At 37.8% G+C, this 20,959-nt stretch carries 17 protein-coding genes, 3 tRNA genes and 1 pseudogene; 19 read left to right on the top strand and 2 right to left on the bottom strand.

All coding sequences use genetic code 11. From position 1 onward, the window contains the following. A pseudogene (locus tag ACFIKQ_RS05740) lies at positions 1-162 on the top strand (late control protein); the annotation flags it as partial. A 450-nt stretch (positions 163-612) separates the two neighbouring features. On the opposite strand, the gene ACFIKQ_RS05735 reads toward ACFIKQ_RS05740, so the two are convergent. Further along, positions 613-702 (bottom strand) — tRNA-Ser (locus ACFIKQ_RS05735). Between the two features lie 908 nt (positions 703-1,610). Continuing rightward, positions 1,611-1,686 (bottom strand) — tRNA-Val (locus ACFIKQ_RS05730). Positions 1,687-1,859: 173 nt separating this feature from the next. On the opposite strand from ACFIKQ_RS05730, the gene ACFIKQ_RS05725 reads away from it, so the two are divergent. From ACFIKQ_RS05725 to proS, 18 genes are all read left to right on the top strand, one after another. Then, positions 1,860-1,936, top strand: a tRNA-Asp gene (locus ACFIKQ_RS05725). Positions 1,937-2,234: 298 nt separating this feature from the next. Then, entirely contained in the window at positions 2,235-2,600 is a 366-nt protein-coding gene (locus ACFIKQ_RS05720) for an NADH-quinone oxidoreductase subunit A (RefSeq protein ID WP_005773599.1), read from the top strand. Beyond that, the gene (locus ACFIKQ_RS05715) at positions 2,591-3,172 is read left to right on the top strand and encodes an NADH-quinone oxidoreductase subunit B family protein (RefSeq protein ID WP_273787996.1); all 582 of its coding nucleotides are present in this window, start codon (positions 2,591-2,593) and stop codon (positions 3,170-3,172) included. Before ACFIKQ_RS05720 ends, ACFIKQ_RS05715 begins: the two co-directional genes overlap by 10 nt. Positions 3,173-3,189: 17 nt before the next feature. Beyond that, entirely contained in the window at positions 3,190-3,795 is a 606-nt protein-coding gene (locus tag ACFIKQ_RS05710; protein WP_375656124.1) for an NADH-quinone oxidoreductase subunit C, read from the top strand. A 124-nt stretch (positions 3,796-3,919) separates the two neighbouring features. Continuing rightward, complete coding sequence (locus ACFIKQ_RS05705) at positions 3,920-5,110, top strand: NADH-quinone oxidoreductase subunit D (protein ID WP_273787995.1); 1,191 nt, start codon at positions 3,920-3,922, stop codon at positions 5,108-5,110. Further along, on the top strand, positions 5,110-5,763 hold the full coding sequence (gene nuoE / locus ACFIKQ_RS05700) for an NADH-quinone oxidoreductase subunit NuoE (protein ID WP_015856354.1): 654 nt from the start codon (positions 5,110-5,112) through the stop codon (positions 5,761-5,763). Before ACFIKQ_RS05705 ends, nuoE begins: the two co-directional genes overlap by 1 nt. 165 nt (positions 5,764-5,928) lie before the next feature. Further along, a complete protein-coding gene (gene nuoF / locus ACFIKQ_RS05695) occupies positions 5,929-7,236 on the top strand; it encodes an NADH-quinone oxidoreductase subunit NuoF (RefSeq protein ID WP_375636123.1) in 1,308 nt (435 codons plus the stop codon). Positions 7,237-7,299: 63 nt separating this feature from the next. Continuing rightward, the gene (gene nuoG / locus ACFIKQ_RS05690) at positions 7,300-9,369 is read left to right on the top strand and encodes an NADH-quinone oxidoreductase subunit NuoG (protein ID WP_375656121.1); all 2,070 of its coding nucleotides are present in this window, start codon (positions 7,300-7,302) and stop codon (positions 9,367-9,369) included. A 21-nt stretch (positions 9,370-9,390) separates the two neighbouring features. Then, positions 9,391-10,437, top strand: a complete 1,047-nt coding sequence (gene nuoH / locus ACFIKQ_RS05685; protein ID WP_375644851.1) for an NADH-quinone oxidoreductase subunit NuoH — start codon at positions 9,391-9,393, stop codon at positions 10,435-10,437. Positions 10,438-10,451: 14 nt separating this feature from the next. Beyond that, complete coding sequence (nuoI, locus tag ACFIKQ_RS05680) at positions 10,452-10,943, top strand: NADH-quinone oxidoreductase subunit NuoI (protein WP_375636121.1); 492 nt, start codon at positions 10,452-10,454, stop codon at positions 10,941-10,943. Positions 10,944-11,037: 94 nt separating this feature from the next. Next, positions 11,038-11,658 (top strand): NADH-quinone oxidoreductase subunit J, encoded by a 621-nt coding sequence (locus tag ACFIKQ_RS05675; RefSeq protein ID WP_375636120.1) that lies wholly within the window; start codon positions 11,038-11,040, stop codon positions 11,656-11,658. A gap of 14 nt (positions 11,659-11,672) precedes the next feature. After that, positions 11,673-11,981: an NADH-quinone oxidoreductase subunit NuoK gene (gene nuoK / locus ACFIKQ_RS05670; RefSeq protein ID WP_015856359.1), complete on the top strand. Its 309-nt coding sequence runs from the start codon at positions 11,673-11,675 to the stop codon at positions 11,979-11,981. A 6-nt stretch (positions 11,982-11,987) separates the two neighbouring features. Next, a complete protein-coding gene (gene nuoL / locus ACFIKQ_RS05665; RefSeq protein ID WP_375636127.1) occupies positions 11,988-13,952 on the top strand; it encodes an NADH-quinone oxidoreductase subunit L in 1,965 nt (654 codons plus the stop codon). After that, entirely contained in the window at positions 13,952-15,421 is a 1,470-nt protein-coding gene (locus ACFIKQ_RS05660) for an NADH-quinone oxidoreductase subunit M (protein WP_273787991.1), read from the top strand. Before nuoL ends, ACFIKQ_RS05660 begins: the two co-directional genes overlap by 1 nt. A 17-nt stretch (positions 15,422-15,438) precedes the next feature. After that, positions 15,439-16,893 (top strand): NADH-quinone oxidoreductase subunit NuoN, encoded by a 1,455-nt coding sequence (gene nuoN, locus ACFIKQ_RS05655; RefSeq protein ID WP_015856362.1) that lies wholly within the window; start codon positions 15,439-15,441, stop codon positions 16,891-16,893. Further along, on the top strand, positions 16,893-17,702 hold the full coding sequence (locus ACFIKQ_RS05650) for a biotin--[acetyl-CoA-carboxylase] ligase (RefSeq protein ID WP_375636119.1): 810 nt from the start codon (positions 16,893-16,895) through the stop codon (positions 17,700-17,702). The genes nuoN and ACFIKQ_RS05650 overlap by 1 nt, the downstream gene beginning before the upstream one ends. A 46-nt stretch (positions 17,703-17,748) precedes the next feature. Continuing rightward, positions 17,749-19,425: a ribonuclease J gene (locus ACFIKQ_RS05645; protein WP_375656120.1), complete on the top strand. Its 1,677-nt coding sequence runs from the start codon at positions 17,749-17,751 to the stop codon at positions 19,423-19,425. A gap of 202 nt (positions 19,426-19,627) precedes the next feature. Further along, positions 19,628-20,953, top strand: coding sequence for a proline--tRNA ligase (gene proS, locus ACFIKQ_RS05640; RefSeq protein ID WP_375656119.1), 1,326 nt, complete (start codon positions 19,628-19,630; stop codon positions 20,951-20,953). The last annotated feature ends 6 nt before the right edge of the window (positions 20,954-20,959 follow it).

Raw genomic sequence — 20,959 nt, 5'->3', positions numbered from 1 at the left:
CAACCTCTGCTTCTTCAAGGGTTTCGTGGCGAAATCAATGGTCCATGGAAAGCTTCCACTGTCACCCACTGCTATGAAAAACAAAGCGGATACACCACAGAAATTACACTCGAAGCGCCAGACAAGGGAAACAAAACAAGAGAAAAGGAAACCTCTGAGTGACAGAAAATCAAAGGGACAACTTGACCCTTTGATCGGTCGTGATGAGGAATAGGTGCAACTTGCACCAATTGCATGAGTACAGCAATAAGGTAATGTCTACTCAATTCCTTAAACGCTTCTCTTTTTAATAATGTCCTGAATAATGTGCTTAGGATACAGAAAAATCATCAGTCAATTTGATTGATCATCTCAAATTGCGATTTTGAGCAGAAAAGAAAAGAGGCTTTAAACGATCTTTGAAAGGTCTTTGAAGACCCTTTGAGAACCACTTAAAAACTCTTTGAGAAAAAATAAATTGGTACAAAACCTAGTGGCAAATTATACAAAACCCGCTGGCAAGCTACATTGAGAAAAAATAAATTGGTACAAAACCTAGTGGCAAATTATACAAAACCCGCTGGCAAGCTACAGCTACAACAATCAATAAGTTATAGCACCATAAAAGTGCTGTGGCGGAGGGGGTGGGATTCGAACCCACGGTACAGTCTCCTGCACGCCGGTTTTCAAGACCGGTGCCTTAAACCGCTCGGCCACCCCTCCAAACTGGATATGCTTTTTGACAAATTTCTTGCAAAAGGTCAATCATTTTAATACGCATTTTAAAGCGTTCTTTGTAAAACTATTTAAATTTCAATTAAAATAATTCTTTATAAGTCAATTCTTTGAGTGTGTTATCTAACAGTTTCATTTTTAAACATGATCATTTTTTCTGAAAAAATGAAAAGTAAATATGATATTTATCATTTCTTTTTTCTGTTTAAAAATTTTTCACAAAGCAATATTTTTTAAGTTTTAACGACCGATATTCGTAATAATAAGAAATATTCGGTTGAAAATATTTGATAAATTATATTAAATTCTTTGCGGGCGTGTATTTTTGAATTATTTTATATTTCCAGATATTTATTCTATACAAATCGTTCATATCTGCGAAAAAAAATGTTATTGTTCTGACAGTTTATGAGAGATAAATTTGTAAGAATGACATAATATATTCAAGGAAAGTTTTTATTGAGTTTAAATAAGCATAATTCGATAAGAAAGCTCTTTAAAAGATTTTAATTTTTTAAATAAAAATATTTAGATATTTAGTGCGTCTAAAGGGCGGCTTGGAGGGAATGGCTGGTTTGCACTATTTGAAAAAATTTTATGTAAGATTTGCATCGACAGTTTAAAATCTCTTCCAGATATGACTGGAAATTAGGTATATTTATAATGCTTTTTTTGTGGGAGAAGCAAAAAGTTAGTTGGAATAGAAGAAAAGATTATTGAACAATACGCTTAGATCAATAGATAGCTTGTTAAGGTATTGCATAGTTTTTCAAGAATAGAACTTAAAAACGCTAAATTATGCAGAGGCAGAAAGCATAAACTTTAACAGAAAAGCTTTTTAAAGCCGATTCATTCATAAGTATGTATAAAATAAAAAACTTATTTACAAAATAAAATGGTGGGCGATGAGAGACTCGAACTCCCGACATCCTCGGTGTAAACGAGGCGCTCTACCAGCTGAGCTAATCGCCCAATGCAATGATTAGCAATTGAATGGGAACTCTTTAAGGAAAAATTTTTCTAAACGCAAGAATAAAGATAGTATTTGATAATTTTTTTTAAAAATGCATAATCCTTCTTGACATAAACGCATGAACCCCTTACACGACCGCTTGTACCAAATTAAATTGGTTCGAAAAAAATGCGCGGGTGTAGCTCAGTTGGTTAGAGTGCTGGCCTGTCACGCCGGAGGTCGCGGGTTCGAGCCCCGTCACTCGCGCCATTTCGTGATTCCTTGTGAAATTTCCTTTTTAAAATATCCATATAGTATTGAGTGTGGTGGTGGAGTATTTGATTGGGGGATGATATGTTTTTTCTTTCTTTTTATATGGTTTATAAGAATAGGGCTTGCGTCTTTCTTTGCTCTGCGTTACCTATGCCGATAAGAAGAGTATCGCTCTATATGCATTTGAAGCAGTATGAATATAATTAATAGAGCGATTATTAAATTTGTCTGTTTGGTCTCGCAATATTGAATCATTGTGTTAAACTCAGGCATTTCGTTACGATGGAAGAGGGTTATGGCTTATTTATTGAGCTCTTATTTACCGGTCTTGATTTTCATTATTGTGTCAGCTGTTATTGCTGGAGTTTTGTTGATTACACCTTACATTGTAGCATATCGTTCCCCCGATCCTGAAAAGTTATCGGCTTATGAATGTGGGTTTAATTCATTTAGTGATGCACGCATGAAGTTTGATATTCGTTTCTATTTGGTATCAATTTTATTTATTATTTTTGATCTTGAAGTTGCTTTTCTTTTTCCTTGGGCTGTTTCATTCGAATCAATAGGTATGTTTGGCTTTTGGTCTATGATTGTGTTTTTAGCAATTTTGACTATTGGGTTTATATATGAATGGAAAAAAGGAGCCCTTGAATGGAATTAAGATCTAATAATTCAACGATTGCTGCTCCAAAACCAAAAGGAATCATTAATCCCAATACTGGTGAGCTGATAGGGTCTGACGATAAGTTTTTTCGTGATATTAATGCTGAATTATCAGATAAGGGGTTTTTAGTTACTTCGGCAGATGCTTTGATTACTTGGGCACGTACCGGTTCTTTAATGTGGATGAGTTTTGGTTTGGCTTGTTGTGCTATCGAAATGATGCAATGCTCAATGCCTCATTATGATAATGAGCGTTTTGGATATGCGCCACGAGCTTCACCCCGTCAGTCAGATGTGATGGTGGTTGCAGGTACTCTAACAAATAAGATGGCTCCTGCTTTAAGAAAAGTGTACGATCAGATGCCAGAGCCACGTTATGTGATTTCTATGGGATCATGTGCAAACGGTGGGGGATATTATCATTATTCCTATTCAGTAGTGCGTGGATGTGATCGTATCGTACCTGTCGATATATATGTTCCAGGGTGTCCACCTACAGCAGAGGCATTATTATACGGCATATTGTTGCTACAGAAAAAAATCCGTCGTACCGGATCCATAGAGCGATAGAGAGTTTTCTTGTCATGATGGATGAAACTTTGGCTGAACTTGCTGCTTATTTGGAAAACAAGTTAAAAAATAAGCTTGAAGAAACTGTTATTGCTTTTGGTGAATTGACCATTGTGGCACGTCTTGATGCAATTATCGATGTCTTAATGTTTGTTCGTGATGATTCGCGCTGTCAATTTATTAATCTCACAGATATTAGTGGTGTGGATTATCCTTCTCGCGATAAGCGCTTTGACGTTTCTTACCAATTGTTATCTCCTCGTGAGAATTTACGCTTACGTGTAAAAGTTCGTACGGATGAAAATACTCCTGTTGCTTCAGCTTGTACGGTTTATCCTGGCGCAGAGTGGTATGAACGTGAAACGTATGATATGTATGGGATTTTATTTTCAGGACATCCGGATTTGAGACGGATTTTAACAGATTATGGGTTTGAGGGATATCCTTTACGAAAAGACTTTCCTGTGACAGGATTTGTTGAATGTCGTTATGATAATGAAGCAAAGAGGGTGATTTATGAGCCTGTTGTTTTGCGTCAAGAGATGCGTAATTTTGATTTTCTTTCTCCTTGGGAAGGAGGACAGTATACTTTGCCATGTGATGGAAAAGCGGATGAAAAATAATAATATTGGTTTTGATAAGGCATTATATTAGAGTACTGTATTTCTTAAATAATTAAATATTTTTTAGTATGATAGATCTTTTTGATATTTGATATGAAGTTTTTAAAAAAGCAAGGGGTTGATTGTGGCTGAGGTCAATGTTCGAAACTTTAATATCAATTTTGGTCCGCAGCATCCTGCCGCGCATGGGGTTTTGCGCATGGTTTTGGAGTTGGACGGTGAAGTTGTTGAGCGTGTAGATCCACATATTGGGTTATTGCATCGCGGTACCGAAAAATTAATGGAAACAAAAACTTATCTTCAAGCGGGTCCTTATCTAGATCGTTTGGATTATGTTGCTCCTATGAATCAGGAACATGCTTTTGTCCTTGCTATTGAAAAGTTATTGGATATTAAAGTTCCTAAAAGAGGGCAATTAATACGTGTTTTGTTTTCTGAAATTGGGCGTATTCTTAATCATTTGCTTAATGTAACGACACAGGCAATGGATGTTGGTGCTTTAACACCACCTCTTTGGGGGTTTGAGCAACGTGAAAGATTGATGATTTTTTATGAGCGTGCCTGTGGCGCACGTCTTCATGCAAATTATTTTCGTCCTGGTGGTGTGCATCAAGATTTACCAGAATCTTTAGTTGAAGATATAGGTAATTTTATTGATCCTTTTCTTGTTGCTCTTGGTAAACTTGATGCGCTTGTAACGCCAAATCGGATTTTTAAGCAGCGTAATGTGGATATTGGCGTGGTAACTATTGATGAAGCTTGGGCACGTGGTTTTTCTGGGGTTATGATTCGTGGGGCTGGTGTTCCATGGGATTTACGTAAAAGCCAACCTTACGAATGTTATGATGAAATGGAATTTGATATTCCTGTAGGTAAGAATAGCGATTGTTATGATCGTTATCTTATTCGTATGGAAGAAATGCGTCAATCAGCAAAAATTATGCGCCAATGTGTGGAGCGTTTGCTGAGTACTGAAAAAAATGGACCGGTTTCGAGCTTGGATCGCAAGATTGTACCACCGAAACGGAGTGAAATGAAAAGTTCGATGGAAGCACTGATTCATCATTTCAAGCTTTATACGGAAGGTTTTCATACGCCTCCTGGAGAAGTATATGTTGCTGTGGAAGCTCCGAAAGGGGAGTTTGGTGTTTATCTTGTTTCTGATGGAACCAATAAGCCTTATCGTGTAAAGTTGCGTGCTCCTGGGTTTGCGCATCTCCAAGCTATGGATTTTTTAACCAGAGGTCATATGCTGGCGGATGCTACAGCTATTTTGGGTTCGATTGATATTGTTTTTGGGGAGGTTGATCGCTAATGTCCGTACGCCGTCTTGCAGATGATGTTTATCAGCCCGCTGAGTTTTCTTTTACAAAAGAAAATCAGATATGGGTAAAAAATACTATAGAGAAATATCCTGTAGGGCGTGAGCAGTCTGCTGTAATTCCATTATTAATGCGTGCTCAAGAGCAAGATGGTTGGGTGACACGTGCCGCGATTGAGCATATTGCTCAGATTCTTTCCATGGCTTATATTCGTGTTCTGGAAGTTGCAACTTTTTACACTCAGTTTCAGCTTAAGCCTGTTGGAACAAAAGCGCATATTCAAGTTTGTGGTACGACCCCTTGTATGTTACGTGGATCTGGTGAATTGATTAAAGTTTGTCAGAAAAAAATTCATCATGAACCTTTTGTTACCAATCAGGATGGAACCTTATCATGGGAAGAGGTAGAATGTCTTGGTGCTTGTGTGAATGCTCCGATGGTTATGATTTTTAAAGATACTTATGAAGATCTTACAGCTGAGCGTCTTGAAGAAATTATTGATGCATTTGAAGCTGGGAAAGGTTCTGAGATAGCGGTTGGTCCGCAAAGTAGCCGTAAGTCGTCGGAACCGATTAGTGGTTTAACTTCTCTTATTGATGATGAGAAAGAAAAAAAGATCTCTCAAGTCTTCACCAAAAAAGGATAAGGAAAGAGTGGGAACATAATTAAGTATTTTTCTTGAAAAAATATTTTATTATTCTACCCATGATGACAACATTTAATGAAAAGTAAGAAGTCTTGAAAAGATATTTAAAAATTGCATTTGAGGAAAAGCGGAAAATGCTATGGGTAATAGAAAAAAAGGTGGGGTATGCTAGCTGATAAAGATCGTATCTTCACCAATCTGTATGGTTTAAAAGACAAATCATTAAAGGCTGCGATGTTGCGTGGGCATTGGAATGGTCTGAAAGAGATGATTGACAAAGGTCGTGATTGGATCATTGATGAGGTGAAGGCATCGGGTTTACGCGGTCGTGGTGGTGCTGGTTTTCCTACCGGAATGAAGTGGTCCTTTATGCCAAAGCAGAATGATGGTCGTCCTCATTATTTGGTTGTCAATGCCGATGAATCTGAACCTGGAACTTGTAAAGACCGTGATATTTTACGTCATGACCCCCATACTTTGATTGAAGGATGTGCAATCGCTACTTTTGCTATGGGAGCCAATGTTGCTTTTATTTATATTCGTGGTGAATATATTCGTGAACGTGAAGCGCTACAAGCTGCCGTTGATGAATGCTATGATGCAGGTTTACTTGGCAAAAAAACGAAATATGGGCATGCTTGTGATATTATTATTCATCATGGAGCTGGTGCTTATATTTGTGGTGAAGAAACAGCTCTTCTTGAAAGTCTTGAGGGAAAAAAGGGACAACCTCGGCTTAAACCACCATTTCCTGCCAATATGGGGATTTATGGCTGTCCAACAACAGTAAATAATGTAGAGTCCATTGCTGTTGTTCCAACGATTTTGCGGCGGGGTGCTTCGTGGTTTTCGTCAATCGGACGAGCAAATAATGTTGGAACGAAATTGTTTATGGTTTCAGGGCATGTTAATGCACCTTGTACATTTGAAGACGCTCTTGGTGTTTCATTCCGTGAATTAATTGAAAAACATACGGGTGGTGTTCGTGGTGGGTGGAATAATCTTTTAGCAGTTATTCCAGGGGGGGCTTCTTGTCCAGTCGTCCGTGGTGAGGATATGATCGATGCGATCATGGATTTTGATGGGATGCGAGATGTCGGGTCTTCTTTTGGCACGGGGGGAATGATTGTTATGGATAAATCAACCGATATTATCAAGGCAATTTGGCGTATAGCTGCTTTTTTCAAGCACGAGAGTTGTGGTCAGTGTACTCCGTGTCGTGAGGGGACGGGTTGGATGATGCGTCTTTTAGGGCGTATGGTTGAGGGAAGAGCACAAAAACGCGAGATTGATCTTTTGTTTGAAGTGTCTAAACAGGTTGAAGGACACACTATTTGTGCGCTTGGTGATGCTGCCGCATGGCCTGTACAGGGGTTGATACGTAATTTTCGTCCGGAAATCGAGCGTAGAATTGATGAATACACGCGAAATGTAGTCCAAAGCAAAAACATTGCTTTAGAAGCAGTAGGATAGAAGATTTTTTAAAGAGCAGCCGAATGCAAATTTTAAGTGGGTTATCCGCAGGTTGGATGGGTGATGATAAATATCAAAGTTGATGGCAAAGAGATTGAAGTTCCTGATTACTACACGTTGCTTCAGGCTGCTGAGGCGGCTGGGGCAGAAATTCCACGTTTTTGTTTTCATGAATCTTTGTCAATTGCTGGAAATTGTCGTATGTGTTTGGTTGAGGTTAAGGGTGGTCCTCCAAAACCTCAGGCTTCTTGTGCTATGGGGGTTCGTGATTTACGATTAGGGCCTAACGGTGAAGCACCTGAGATTTTTACCAATACGGCGATGGTAAAAAAAGCACGTGAAGGTGTTATGGAATTTCTTCTCATTAATCATCCTTTGGATTGTCCAGTGTGTGATCAAGGGGGAGAATGCGATCTTCAAGATCAAGCAATGCTTTATGGACGAGATTGTTCTCGTTATACAGAAAATAAGCGTGCTGTAGAAGATAAATATATTGGACCTCTTGTCAAAACTGTCATGACACGGTGTATTCATTGTACACGGTGTGTTCGTTTTACAACGGAAGTTGCAGGTATTTCTGAGCTTGGTTTGATCGGTCGTGGTGAAGATGCTGAAATTACGACGTATCTTGAAAAAGCTATGACATCTGAATTACAGGGAAATGTTATTGATCTTTGTCCGGTGGGAGCTTTAACTTCAAAACCTTATGCGTTTCATGCTCGTTCGTGGGAATTGGTAAAAACGGAATCGATTGATGTGATGGATGCGCTTGGTAGTGCGATCCGTATTGATAGTCGTGGCCGTGAAGTTATGCGGATTATGCCGCGTACGAATGAAGATGTAAATGAGGAATGGATCTCTGATAAAACGCGTTTTATTTGGGATGGATTACGGACTCAGCGGCTTGATAGGCCATATGTGCGCAAAGAAGGAAAGCTTCAACCTGTCAGTTGGACAGAAGCTTTTGCAAAAATTAAAATGGTGGTTTCTAAAACCTTGCCAGAAAAAATTGGAGCGATTGCTGGAGATCTCGCGTCTGTTGAGGAAATGTACGCACTTAAAACATTGCTTCTTTCATTGGGCTCAACGCTTTTTGATTGTCGCCAAAGAGGGGGGGCTTTATCGCCTGAGTTTGGGCGTTCGAGTTATATTTTTAATCCTACAATTGCAGGTATTGAACAGGCTGATGCACTGCTTATTGTGGGATCTAATCCACGTCATGAAGCGGCTGTTTTAAATGCGCGTATTTTTAAGCGCCAACGGATGGGAAATTTTCCTATTGCATTAATTGGAGAGAAAGTCGATTTACGTTATCCTTATTCTTATCTTGGATCTGGGAGTGATACATTAACGACACTTATTCGTGGAGAGGATGTTTTTTTTAATGTCTTAAAAGAAGCGAAGAGGCCCCTTATTCTTATCGGAGAGGGGGCTGTTTCAGGAAATGAAGGTTTATCTGTTTTAAAAAGTCTTGCTAAATTAGCTGACAATATTGGTGCTCTTAGTGAAGAATGGAATGGGTTTGGGGTTCTTCATAATGCAGCATCGATTGTTGGAGGATTGGACATAGGCTTTACTTCTAAACTTGGGGTTGCAAATATTCTTAAAACCTGTGAAGTTTTATTTTTACTTGGTGCTGATGAAGTAGAATTAGCCAATACAAAAGCTTTTACAGTTTATATTGGTAGCCATGGTGATAATGGTGCACATGCTGCTGATGTTATTTTGCCTGCATCTGCTTACACTGAAAAATCAGGGCTTTATGTGAATACAGAAGGACGTGTTCAAATGACAAATCGGGCTGGTTTTGCTCCAGGTGAAGCAAAAGAAGATTGGGCTATTTTGCGTGCTTTATCGGATATTTTAGGACAAAGGCTCCCTTTTGATTCTCTTTCTCAATTAAGACAATGCTTGTTTAATGATTATCCACACCTTTGTGCTGTTGATGATATAGTACCTTCTGATATAAGTGGTCTTAAGGCGCTTGGTTCAAAAATGGTTTCTCTAGAGAGTCAAATTTTTACTTCTATAGTTAAAGACTTTTATTTAACAAATCCGATAGCACGTGCTTCTGCTGTTATGGCTGAATGTTCATCTCTTACAAAAAACCGTGCTACGCAAACTGTAAAGTAAGGCAAAGGAAAAGGAATAATGATGTATGATTTCTTTATGACTTGGCTGTTGCCATTACTCATTATAGTTGGAAAAACACTTCTTCTTTTGGTCGTTCTTTTGATCTTAGTTGCTTATCTTCTTTACGCAGATAGAAAGATTTGGGCTGCGGTACAATTGCGTCGTGGACCAAACGTTGTTGGTCCATGGGGTTTGTTACAGTCTTTTGCAGATTTAATTAAATTTGTTGTTAAGGAGCCTATTATCCCTGCAGGTGCAAATAAGGGTGTTTTTCTTTTGGCTCCTTTTGTTTCAGCGACACTTGCTTTATCAACTTGGGCTGTTATTCCTGTCAATGAGGGCTGGGAAGTTGCAAAAATTAATGTTGGTTTGCTTTATATCTTGGCTATTTCATCTCTTGAAGTTTACGGTGTCATTATGGGGGGGTGGGCGTCAAACTCTAAATATCCTTTCTTAGGAGCCCTTCGTTCGGCGGCACAGATGGTTTCTTATGAGGTTTCAATTGGGTTTGTGCTTGTAACCGTCATTTTAGTGAGTGGTTCATTGGATCTTACAACAATTGTTCATAAACAAAGTTCTGGAATTGGTACAACTCTTGGTCTTCCTTTTAACAGCTTTCTCGATTGGAACTGGTTGGTCCTTTTTCCAATGTTTATTATATTTTTTATTTCTGCGCTCGCAGAGACAAACCGTCCTCCTTTTGATTTGGTTGAAGCTGAATCTGAACTTGTAGCTGGTCATATGGTAGAATATTCTTCAACGCCTTACATGCTTTTCTTTCTTGGTGAATATGTTGCGATTGTTTTAATGTGCGCATTAACAACCATTCTATTTTTAGGCGGTTGGCTGCCACCCTTAGATGTTTGGTGGCTTAATTGGGTTCCTGGTATCATTTGGTTTGTTTTAAAAGTCTGTTTTGTATTTTTTTGGTTTGCTATGGTTAAAGCATTTGTTCCACGTTATCGCTATGATCAGCTCATGCGGCTTGGTTGGAAGGTTTTTCTTCCTCTCTCACTAGCAATGGTTGTGATAACTGCTGCTTTTTTAAAGTTTACGGATTTCGTTTAAGAGGAGATTTTACGATGTCAGGTTTTATTCATGCGGCAAAGTCACTTCTTCTATTGGAATTTGTGAGTGCTTTTTTCTTAGCCATGCGTCAATTTTTTTCACCAAAGCCCACGATTAATTATCCTTATGAAAAAGGTTTTGTATCTCAGCGTTTTCGCGGTGAGCATGCATTGCGTCGCTATCCAAATGGTGAAGAACGGTGTATTGCTTGTAAATTATGTGAAGCAATTTGCCCTGCGCAAGCGATTACAATTGAGGCTGGACCGCGACGTAATGATGGTACGCGTAGAACTGTTCGTTATGATATCGATATGGTTAAGTGTATCTACTGCGGTTTTTGTCAAGAGGCTTGTCCGGTAGAGGCTATTGTTGAAGGTCCAAATTTTGAATTTGCAACAGAAACGCGTGAAGAACTCTATTATGATAAAGAAAAGCTTTTAATGAATGGAGATCGTTGGGAGCGAGAAATTGCTCGAAATATATTGATGGATGCGCCTTATCGTTAAGTGTATCGTTAAATGAGGTGTCGGATATTTTTCCGATAAATTGTAATCTGGTATGAAGTTTATACCAATTGTTTGAATATTTGAGGAGAAGCCTATGCTAACAGATCTAGCGGCGGCATTTTTCTATTTGTTTGCTTTTATTATGCTAACAAGTGCAGTTATTGTTATTACAGCACGCAATCCAGTGCATTCTGTTTTGTTTTTAATCCTCGCATTTTTTAATGCAGCGGCTTTATTTTTGCTTGCAGGAGCAGAGTTTTTAGGGCTTATTCTGCTTGTTGTGTATGTTGGAGCTGTCGCTGTTTTATTTTTATTTGTCGTTATGATGCTTGACGTTGATTTTGCTGAATTAAAGAGTGGAACTCTTCGGTATGCTCCTATTGGAGCTCTTATTGGTGTTATTATCGCTGTAGAATTGATTGTTGTTTTTGTGAGTAGCTATTTTTCTCCAGACTTGAGAACGCATGTTACCCAACCAATGCCAGATTTAGCGCAGCGAACAAATACACAAGCATTAGGTGATATTCTCTATACGGATTATGTTTTTTATTTTCAAATTGCTGGAATGATTTTATTGGTTGCAATGATTGGGGCTATTGTTTTAACACTTCGTCATAAATTAGGAGTAAAGCGGCAATCTATTGCGGAGCAAGTTTCTAGAACGGTAGAAAGTGCCATTGAAATCAAACAAGTTGAATCAGGCAAAGGTATGTAAGGGGGGCTATGTAGATGTATATTGATATTACACATTATCTCACTGTTTCTGCTTTGATGTTTACAATTGGTATTGCTGGAATTTTTCTCAACAGAAAAAACGTAATTATTATCTTGATGTCCATTGAGCTTATATTGCTTTCAGTTAATCTCAATTTTGTTGCATTTTCAGCATTTCTTCATGATCTCGTTGGTCAGATATTCGCTTTATTTGTCTTAACCGTAGCAGCTGCTGAAGCTGCCATTGGTTTAGCAATTCTAGTCGTTTTTTTCCGTAATCGTGGTTCCATTGCGGTTGAAGATGTTAATGTAATGAAAGGCTAACCAGTGATGTATTATACGATTGTCTTTCTTCCGCTTTTGGGTTTTTTAATTGCTGCACTAGGTGGAAAAACGATAGGAGATCGTGCGAGTGAATTGATAACATGTAGCTTTATGCTTGTTGTTGCCATATTATCGTGGATAGCATTTTTCAGTATTGCACTTGGTCATATTCCAGCGATTGATGTCTTGGTATTACATTGGCTTACTATTGGTGACTTAAGCTTTAATTGGGCTTTACATGTTGATGTATTAACAGCTGTCATGCTTATTGTTGTGAACAGTGTTTCGGCATTGGTACATATTTATTCAATTGGTTATATGCACCATGACCCTTCAAGGTCTCGTTTTTTTTCTTATCTTTCTTTGTTTACATTTATGATGCTTATGTTGGTCACATCCAATAATTTGATTCAGATGTTTTTTGGATGGGAAGGTGTCGGACTTGCTTCTTATTTACTCATTGGTTTTTGGTTTCAGCGTGATTCTGCTAATAAGGCCGCAATGAAAGCTTTTGTAGTTAATCGTGTTGGAGACTTTGGTTTTCTCTTAGGAATCTTTAGTATTTTTGTTTTATTCCAATCGGTTGATTTTGCTTCCATTTTTGCAAAAGCTGCAAACAATAACTTTATACAAAATATGACATTTTTAGGTTGGCAATTTGATGGGCAGACGGCAATTACCATTACATGCCTTTTATTATTTATTGGTGCGATGGGAAAATCAGCACAATTTCTTTTACATACTTGGCTGCCTGATGCAATGGAAGGACCAACCCCTGTATCAGCGCTTATTCATGCCGCTACAATGGTAACGGCTGGTGTTTTTATGGTTGCGCGTATGTCGCCAATTTTTGAACTTTCTTCAACTGCTTTGACCGTGATTATTATTGTTGGAGCAACAACAGCGTTTTTTGCAGCAACTGTGGGGTTGGTGCAGAATGATATTAAACGTGTTATTGCTTATTCTACATGCTCTCAGCTCGGTTATATGTTTGTGGCTTTAGGTGTTGGAGCTTATGGCGCTGCTGTCTTTCATCTTTTTACGCATGCTTTTTTTAAAGCCTTATTGTTTCTTGGTGCAGGTTCTGTCATTCATGCTGTATCTGATGAACAAGATATGCGAAAAATGGGTGGGTTACGCAAACATATAAAAGTCACCTATTGGATGATGATGGTCGGGACCATTGCATTGACAGGTGTTGGAATTCCAGGAACACTTTTCGGGACTGCAGGTTTTTTCTCAAAAGATGCGATTATAGAGTCTGCTTTTGTATCCCATAATATTGCTTCAGGATATGCTTTTTATCTTCTTGTTTTTTCAGCTTTATTAACAAGTTTCTATTCATGGCGGCTTATCTTTATGACATTCCATGGTAAACCACGGGCAACAGTTGATGTTATGCATCATGTTCATGAATCACCTCCAGTTATGTTGATTCCACTCTTTCTTTTATCTATTGGAGCAATATTTTCTGGTGTCGTTTTCCAACCTTACTTTTTTGGTGACTTGTATAATGCTTTTTGGAAGGGAGCATTATTTACAAGCAGCCACAATCACATTCTTCATGATGCCCACCATGTCTTTAATTGGGTAAAATGGTCGCCATTTATAGCGATGGTTCTTGGGTTTATTTTAGCTTATTTATTTTATGTTTCTATTCCATCTCTTCCTAAGAAAATGGTTCGTATTATGCCAGGAGCATATAATTTTCTTTACCAAAAATGGTATTTCGATCAATTATATAACTTTTTGTTTGTTCGTCCTACCTTTAGAATTGGTTCTTTTCTTTGGAAAGTGGGAGACGGTAAGATTATTGATGGTCTAGGTCCTAATGGTATCGCAGCGCGTGTTGTTGATATTACAAATAGAATTGTTCGATTGCAAACAGGCTATCTTTACCACTATGCATTTGCAATGCTTATCGGCGTTGCATTACTCATTACATGGATGATGATCGGGGGCGTAAACTAATGACCGATTGGCCTATTCTTTCTACGGTTACATTTTTGCCACTTGTTGGTGTGCTTCTGATTTTGTTTATCAAAGATGATAGTGAAGTAGCACGCCATAATATACGTAATGTTGCATTTTTTACGACTTTATTTGTTTTTATTATTTCTTTAATTATTTGGATAGGATTTGATTCTAGCAACCCAAATTTTCAAATGGTTGAAAAGTCCAGTTGGTTAGGAGGGGGCATTAGCTATCATATGGGGGTTGATGGTATTTCTATTCTTTTTGTTGTTCTCTCGGCTTTTCTTTTGCCTTTTTGTATTTTAGCAAGTTGGGAAAATGTTAAAGAGAGATTAAAGGCTTATATGATTGCATTTCTTCTTCTAGAAGTTGCGATTATTGGCGTTTTTTGTGCTCTTGATGCAATGCTATTCTATGTTTTTTTTGAAGGCAGCCTTATTCCAATGTTTATCATTATAGGTGTATGGGGTGGAGCACGTCGTGTTTATGCAAGTATAAAGTTTTTCTTATATACTTTACTTGGTTCAGTGCTTATGCTGGTTGCTCTTATGGCTATGTATTGGGAGGCTGGGACACTTGATATACCAACTTTACTCAATTACCAGTTTCCTGCTCATATGCAAATATGGTTATGGCTTGCATTTTTTGCTTCTTTCGCAGTTAAAATGCCAATGTGGCCAGTTCATACATGGCTCCCTGATGCTCACGTGGAAGCACCGACAGCGGGTTCCGTTATTTTAGCTGGTGTCTTACTCAAATTAGGTGGGTATGGTTTTCTTCGTTTTTCTTTGCCTATGTTTCCTATCGCTTCAGCAGATTTTGCACCTTTGATTTTTACATTATCGCTTATCGCTATTATTTATACGTCGTTGGTTGCACTTGTTCAAAATGACATCAAAAAGCTTATTGCTTATTCTTCAATAGCGCATATGGGGTATGTGACAATGGGCATTTTTTCTGCGAATGAACAAGGGATACAAGGGGCTATTTATCAGATGCTATCCCATGGAATTGTTTCAGCAGCGTTGTTTCTTTGTGTTGGGGTTATCTATGATCGCTTGCATACACGTGAAATTTCAGCGTTTGGTGGTTTAGTGAATAATATGCCTAAATATGCTGTTGTTTTCTTAATTTTTACTATGGCAAATGTTGGTTTGCCTGGAAGCTCAGGATTTTTGGGTGAATTTTTAACCTTAATAGGTGTTTTTCAAGTAAATAAATTGGTTGTTGTTTTAGCAACAACAGGTGTTATCTTATCGGCAGCCTATGCCCTTTATCTTTACCGGCGTGTGGTGTTTGGTTCCTTGGATAAAGAGAATTTAAAAGTATTAATAGATCTTTCTTTAAGAGAAAAATTCATCCTTTATCCAATGGTTATTCTTACAATATTCTTTGGTATCTATCCAACGCCTATTCTTAAAGCAACGGCGTTTTCCGTAGAAACCCTCATCAATAAACTGCACTAGATAAGGGAAGAACGCACATGCAAACTGAAATAATAGCGCAATTAGTCTTAATTCTTCCGGAGCTTTTAATCGCATTAGGAGCTGTCGTGTTGCTTATGATTGGTGTTTATTCCAATACACGTGCTTCTTTAACAGTGACAGGTTTAGCCATGGCACTTCTTGTGGCAACCATTATTATTCTTATAGTTTTTCCGAAAAATGGTTCATTTCAAACCAATGCGCTCGTTATCGATTCCTTTAGTCGTTATATGAAAATTTTAATGCTTATTGGTGCACTCTTTTCTCTTATCATGTCTGTTGGTTTTGCCAATGCACAAAAGTTTAATATATTTGAATTTCCAGTGCTTGTTCTTTTAGCAACCCTTGGAATGATGTTTATGATTTCAGCGGGTAATATGCTGTCACTTTATATGGGGTTAGAACTGCAATCTTTAGCTTTATATGTTTTAGCAGCGATTAATCGTAATAATGTAAAATCTTCTGAAGCCGGTATAAAATACTTTGTTTTAGGAGCATTATCTTCAGGATTGCTGCTTTATGGTATTTCATTGCTTTATGGTTTTACGGGTCAAATTGGTTTTCACGAAATTGCTGTTGCTTTAAAAAGTGAAAATTTGCAATTGGGAGTTATCTTTGGAATTGTTTTTATTTTAGCTGGTTTGGCTTTCAAAATTTCTGCTGTTCCATTTCATATGTGGACACCTGATGTTTATGAAGGAGCGCCAACACCGATTACAGCATTTTTTGCTGGTGCCCCTAAAGTTGCTGCAATGGCTTTAATCATCCGTATTATTGTGATGACCTTTATTCCCCTAGGGCATGTTGATAATGTGATGCCTGCATGGCAACAAATTTTGGTCTTCATGGCGATTGCATCAATGATACTTGGTGCATTTGCTGCAATTGGTCAAAATAACATTAAGCGATTAATGGCTTATTCGTCGATCAGTCATATGGGCTATGCACTTGTTGGTTTATCTGCTGGAGATATGCTAGGAATAAAAAGTGTTATTCTTTATATGACGATTTATCTTGGAATGACGATTGGCTCGTTTGCTTTTATTCTTGGAATGCGCTCTCAGAATGGCAATGTTGAAAATATTTATGATCTTTCAGGGTTAGCAAAGACAAATCCGTTTATGGCTATTGTTATGACAATACAGCTTTTCTCGTTAGCCAGTGTACCACCTATGGCTGGTTTTTTTGGGAAGTGGTATACATTTTCTGCTGCTGTCCATGCTGGTCTGACGCCACTTGCAGTCGTTGGGATGATAGCATCTGTCGTTGGAGCTTTTTACTATTTACGAGTCATTAAAATTATGTGGTTTGATGACGCAAAAGCGCATTTTGTTGCTTTATCGAATGAGCTTCAATTTTGTCTCGGTCTTTCTGCATTGTTTATTTTATTTTATACACTTTTTGGAGTTTGGTTTGCTGAATTAGCAGAAAAAGCAGCAGCTGCATTGTTTTAATGAATATGGTTTATATTTTATCAGATTTTGCTCAAGAACAAGGATACACTATTGAAGTGTACGATAGTGTTGACTCAACAAATCTCATTGCGCAACGAAAAGCGCAAACTGGTCATCAAGGTAATCTTTGGATTGTTGCACAAGAACAATCACAGGGAAGAGCAAGAAGAGGGAGGACTTGGTCTAGTCCCAAAGGGAACCTTTATTCTAGTCTTCTATTAATTGATGATATTGTTCATCAAACTGCAGCTCAACTTGGTTTTGTTGCTGGAATAAGTGTGGCAGAGGCAATAAAACAATTGATAAAAGATGAAAAGCAGACAGACAATATTGTGAGTTTAAAATGGCCAAACGATATTTTGCTCAGAGGAGCAAAAAGCTCTGGAGTTTTGCTTGAGATTTTAAAATTGTCATCACAACAATATGCATTGGTTATTGGTATTGGAATAAATGTGAAATATAATTATGAAAATGCACCCTATCCCACTTCAAGCTTAAAGAATATCGGTTTGCATATTGAAGCAGAACAATTATTTACGGTTTTGACGGAGTATTTTTCTAAAAATTACCTTCTTTGGAAACAACCAAAAGGATGTGAAATAATCCGAAAAAAATGGCTTTTATATTCTGCTCACCTTGGGAAACATGTCAAAGTGGTGAATGATGAAAAAGTCATTGAGGGTGTTTTTGATGGTCTTGATAGTGATTTTAACTGCATCATAAAGCAAAAAAATGGTCAGACAGCCATTATAACAGCTGGAGATGTTCATTTTGGTTCGGCTGCTTCTATTAATGCAGGTCGTTATTAAAAAATTATTTTACCATCAGATACCTTAATGATTTTGGGAGATGTTTATGGTTGCAGCCAATAAGAATGAATTTGTTTTTTTACCTCTGGGAGGTGTAGGTGAAATAGGGATGAATTTAGCTGCTTACGGATTTGGTCCCCAACATCTTCGTGAATGGCTGCTGGTTGATATGGGAATTAGTTTTGCTGGTTCTGAATTACCAGGAGTCGACCTTGTTTTTCCTGATATTCGTTTTCTAGAAAGTGAAAAACATAATATACGGGGTCTTGTTTTAACACATGCACACGAAGATCATTATGGGGCCGTTCTTGATTTATGGCCAAAGTTACAAGTTCCAATTTACTGTACGCCTTTTACTGCAGGATTATTGGAAACTAAAAAACAATTAGATTTTGAATCTCAAAAAATTTTACTCAATATTTTTCAAGCTGGTGATTGTTTTCAGGTAGGTTCCTTTGCTGTAGAGTCTATAGCTGTTAACCATTCAATACCAGAATCTGTATCTTTAGCAATTACAACCTCTTTGGGGACTGTGATTCATACTGGTGATTGGAAAATTGATCATACTCCTTCACTTGGGGCTGTGACGGATGAAAAAAGATTTCGTGCGTTAGGAAAAAAAGGTGTTTTAGCATTACTTTGTGATTCTACAAATGCGTGTCGGGATGGTATATCTCCATCAGAGCAGCAGGTTCAAGCCAGTCTTTCTGAGATTATTTCCAAAGCTGAAGGGCGCGTTGCAATAGCAACTTTTTCTTCTAATATTGGTCGGATACGTTCTATTGCTCTTGCAGCTGAAGCTGCTGGACGTAAAGTGCTTGTTATTGGGCGTTCCCTTAAGCGAAGTATTATGGTTGCACAAGAACTTGGTTATATGAATGGTTTAGCACCATTTGTAACGGAAGATGATTATGGTTACATCTCGCGAAAAGATCTTGTTTTAATTGTTACAGGGAGCCAAGGTGAGCCATGTGCTGCTTTGGCTAAACTGTCACGTGATGGAATGAGAAATATTGCACTTTCTGCTGGTGATACCGTTATTTATTCATCACGAAGTATTCCAGGAAACGAAAAAGCGATTATTGAGGTACAAAATCGTTTCATTGATTTGGGTATTGAAATTATTACGAATGAAGATGCACTTGTTCATGTTTCAGGTCATCCCCGTCGTTCAGAACTTTTACAGATGTATGATTGGGTAAAACCACAGATACTTGTTCCTGTACATGGGGAAGCAATGCATCTTAAGGCTCAAGCAACTTTAGCACGTCAAGCGGGTATTAAAATTGTTACAGATATCAGAAATGGACATATGTTACGTTTTGCACCAGAGCCTGTAGAAGTTGTTGATCAAGTTCCTGTTGGCCGCATCTATAAGGATGGTTGCCTAATTGGAGATGAAAATGAACTAGGGATTCGTGAACGTCGCAAACTAAGTTATGCTGGTCATGTTACTATTTCTCTCCATATAAATAGTAAGCATGAATTATTAGGGGATATAGGTCTAACAACATTCGGGTTACCTGAAAGCAATGGAAAGGGAGAAAGTTTAAAAGATATTCTTTTAGATATTGTAGAAAATACAGTTTATAATATCCCACGCATGAAACAGAAAAATAATGAACTTATTCGAGAGGCAACACGACGTGCTGTGAGAGCGGCTGTTCATGAAATTTGGCAAAAAAAACCTATCTGTACAGTTTTTTTACATCGGTCAAAATAAGGAACTTTCATATTACGTTATTTAAAAAGAGAAGAGCATTTTTATTTTATTGCTAAATAAGAAAAATAGAGAATAAAGCCCAATAAATTTTTAAATAATAAGATCGTTATATTTGAAAGTATTCAGAATGCGGATATAGATGAATAGAGGGTGTGATAAATTGTTTCGATATGATAGGTGTGATTAGGAGTTAATTATTTCAATGCGTCTTTCTCAATATTTCCTTCCACTTTTAAAAGAGAATCCTAAAGAAGCAGAAATTGTTTCTCATCGCTTCATGTTACGCGCTGGAATGATTCGACAACAAACATCAGGGATTTATTCTTGGCTTCCTTTGGGAAAAAAAGTGCTTGATAAAGTTTGTAGAATTATTCGTGAGGAGCAAGAACGTGCGGGTGCAATAGAAATATTGATGCCTACAATTCAATCTTCTGATCTTTGGCGTAAAAGCGGTCGTTATGATGATTATGGTTTGGAAATGCTTCGCATTAAAGATCGTCAAAAGCGTGATTTACTTTATGGTCCAACCAATGAAGAGATGGTAACAGATATTTTTCGTTCATATGTTCGTTCTTATAAAGATCTTCCACTTAATTTGTATCATATTCAATGGAAATTTCGTGATGAAATTCGCCCACGTTTTGGTGTGATGCGGGCACGGGAATTTTTAATGAAAGATGCTTATTCTTTTGATCTTGATTATGAAGGCTCTAAAACATCTTATAATCGTATGTTTGTTGCTTATTTACGCACTTTTTCTCGTCTTGGCTTAAAAGCAATCCCTATGCGTGCAGATACAGGTCCAATAGGGGGGAAACTCAGTCATGAATTTATCATTTTGGCTGAAACGGGAGAGAGCGCTATCTTCTGTGATAAACAATTTCTTGAACTTACTGTTCCTGATAGTTCAATCGATTTTAGTGATAAAGCTGTTTTAGATGATATTGTTAAACAATGGACATCTTTTTATGCAGCGACGGAAGAAATGCATAATGAAGAGGAGTGGGCTAAAGTTTCTGATCATAGTCGTCTTTCAGCGCGTGGTATTGAAGTCGGGCATATTTTCCACTTTGGTACGAAATATTCTGCTCCAATGGGAGCAAAAGTTATGGGACAAGATGGAAAAGAGCATGTAGTCTCTATGGGATCTTATGGTATTGGACCTTCGCGTCTTGTTGCGGCCGCTATAGAGGCTTCTCATGATGAAAATGGTATTATTTGGCCAAAGTCGATGGCACCGTTTGATTTTGGGATTATCAATATGAAATCCGATGATGAAAAATGCACGAAGGCATGTGAGTTTCTCTATCAGGGATTAAAGGAGGCTGGTTTTGATCCATTATTAGATGATAGAAATGAACGTCCTGGATCAAAATTTGCAACAATGGATTTGATTGGTTTGCCAACGCAAATCATTGTTGGTCCTAACAGCATTGCACAAAATGAAGTTGAAATTAAAGATCGAAAAACAGGTGTAAAAAAATCTCTAAAGGTTGAAGATGTACTCAGCCAACTTTCTATGAATTAATAGGAA

It is taken from the genome of Bartonella sp. MR63HLJHH (assembly GCF_042194155.1).
GTDB classification, from domain to species: domain Bacteria; phylum Pseudomonadota; class Alphaproteobacteria; order Rhizobiales; family Rhizobiaceae; genus Bartonella; species Bartonella grahamii.
This window is presented reverse-complemented; position numbering and strand designations above follow the sequence as displayed.

Bases quoted from the DNA above. Each gene is read 5' to 3' on its own strand.
- ACFIKQ_RS05720 (WP_005773599.1), top strand. From the start codon at position 2,235: ATGGCTTATTTATTGAGCTCTTATTTACCGGTCTTGATTTTCATTATT.
- ACFIKQ_RS05715 (WP_273787996.1), top strand. From the start codon at position 2,591: ATGGAATTAAGATCTAATAATTCAACGATTGCTGCTCCAAAACCAAAA.
- ACFIKQ_RS05710 (WP_375656124.1), top strand. From the start codon at position 3,190: ATGGATGAAACTTTGGCTGAACTTGCTGCTTATTTGGAAAACAAGTTA.
- nuoE (WP_015856354.1), top strand. From the start codon at position 5,110: ATGTCCGTACGCCGTCTTGCAGATGATGTTTATCAGCCCGCTGAGTTT.
- nuoF (WP_375636123.1), top strand. From the start codon at position 5,929: ATGCTAGCTGATAAAGATCGTATCTTCACCAATCTGTATGGTTTAAAA.
- nuoG (WP_375656121.1), top strand. From the start codon at position 7,300: ATGATAAATATCAAAGTTGATGGCAAAGAGATTGAAGTTCCTGATTAC.
- nuoH (WP_375644851.1), top strand. From the start codon at position 9,391: ATGTATGATTTCTTTATGACTTGGCTGTTGCCATTACTCATTATAGTT.
- nuoI (WP_375636121.1), top strand. From the start codon at position 10,452: ATGTCAGGTTTTATTCATGCGGCAAAGTCACTTCTTCTATTGGAATTT.
- ACFIKQ_RS05675 (WP_375636120.1), top strand. From the start codon at position 11,038: ATGCTAACAGATCTAGCGGCGGCATTTTTCTATTTGTTTGCTTTTATT.
- nuoK (WP_015856359.1), top strand. From the start codon at position 11,673: ATGTATATTGATATTACACATTATCTCACTGTTTCTGCTTTGATGTTT.
- nuoL (WP_375636127.1), top strand. From the start codon at position 11,988: ATGTATTATACGATTGTCTTTCTTCCGCTTTTGGGTTTTTTAATTGCT.
- ACFIKQ_RS05660 (WP_273787991.1), top strand. From the start codon at position 13,952: ATGACCGATTGGCCTATTCTTTCTACGGTTACATTTTTGCCACTTGTT.
- nuoN (WP_015856362.1), top strand. From the start codon at position 15,439: ATGCAAACTGAAATAATAGCGCAATTAGTCTTAATTCTTCCGGAGCTT.
- ACFIKQ_RS05650 (WP_375636119.1), top strand. From the start codon at position 16,893: ATGAATATGGTTTATATTTTATCAGATTTTGCTCAAGAACAAGGATAC.
- ACFIKQ_RS05645 (WP_375656120.1), top strand. From the start codon at position 17,749: ATGGTTGCAGCCAATAAGAATGAATTTGTTTTTTTACCTCTGGGAGGT.
- proS (WP_375656119.1), top strand. From the start codon at position 19,628: ATGCGTCTTTCTCAATATTTCCTTCCACTTTTAAAAGAGAATCCTAAA.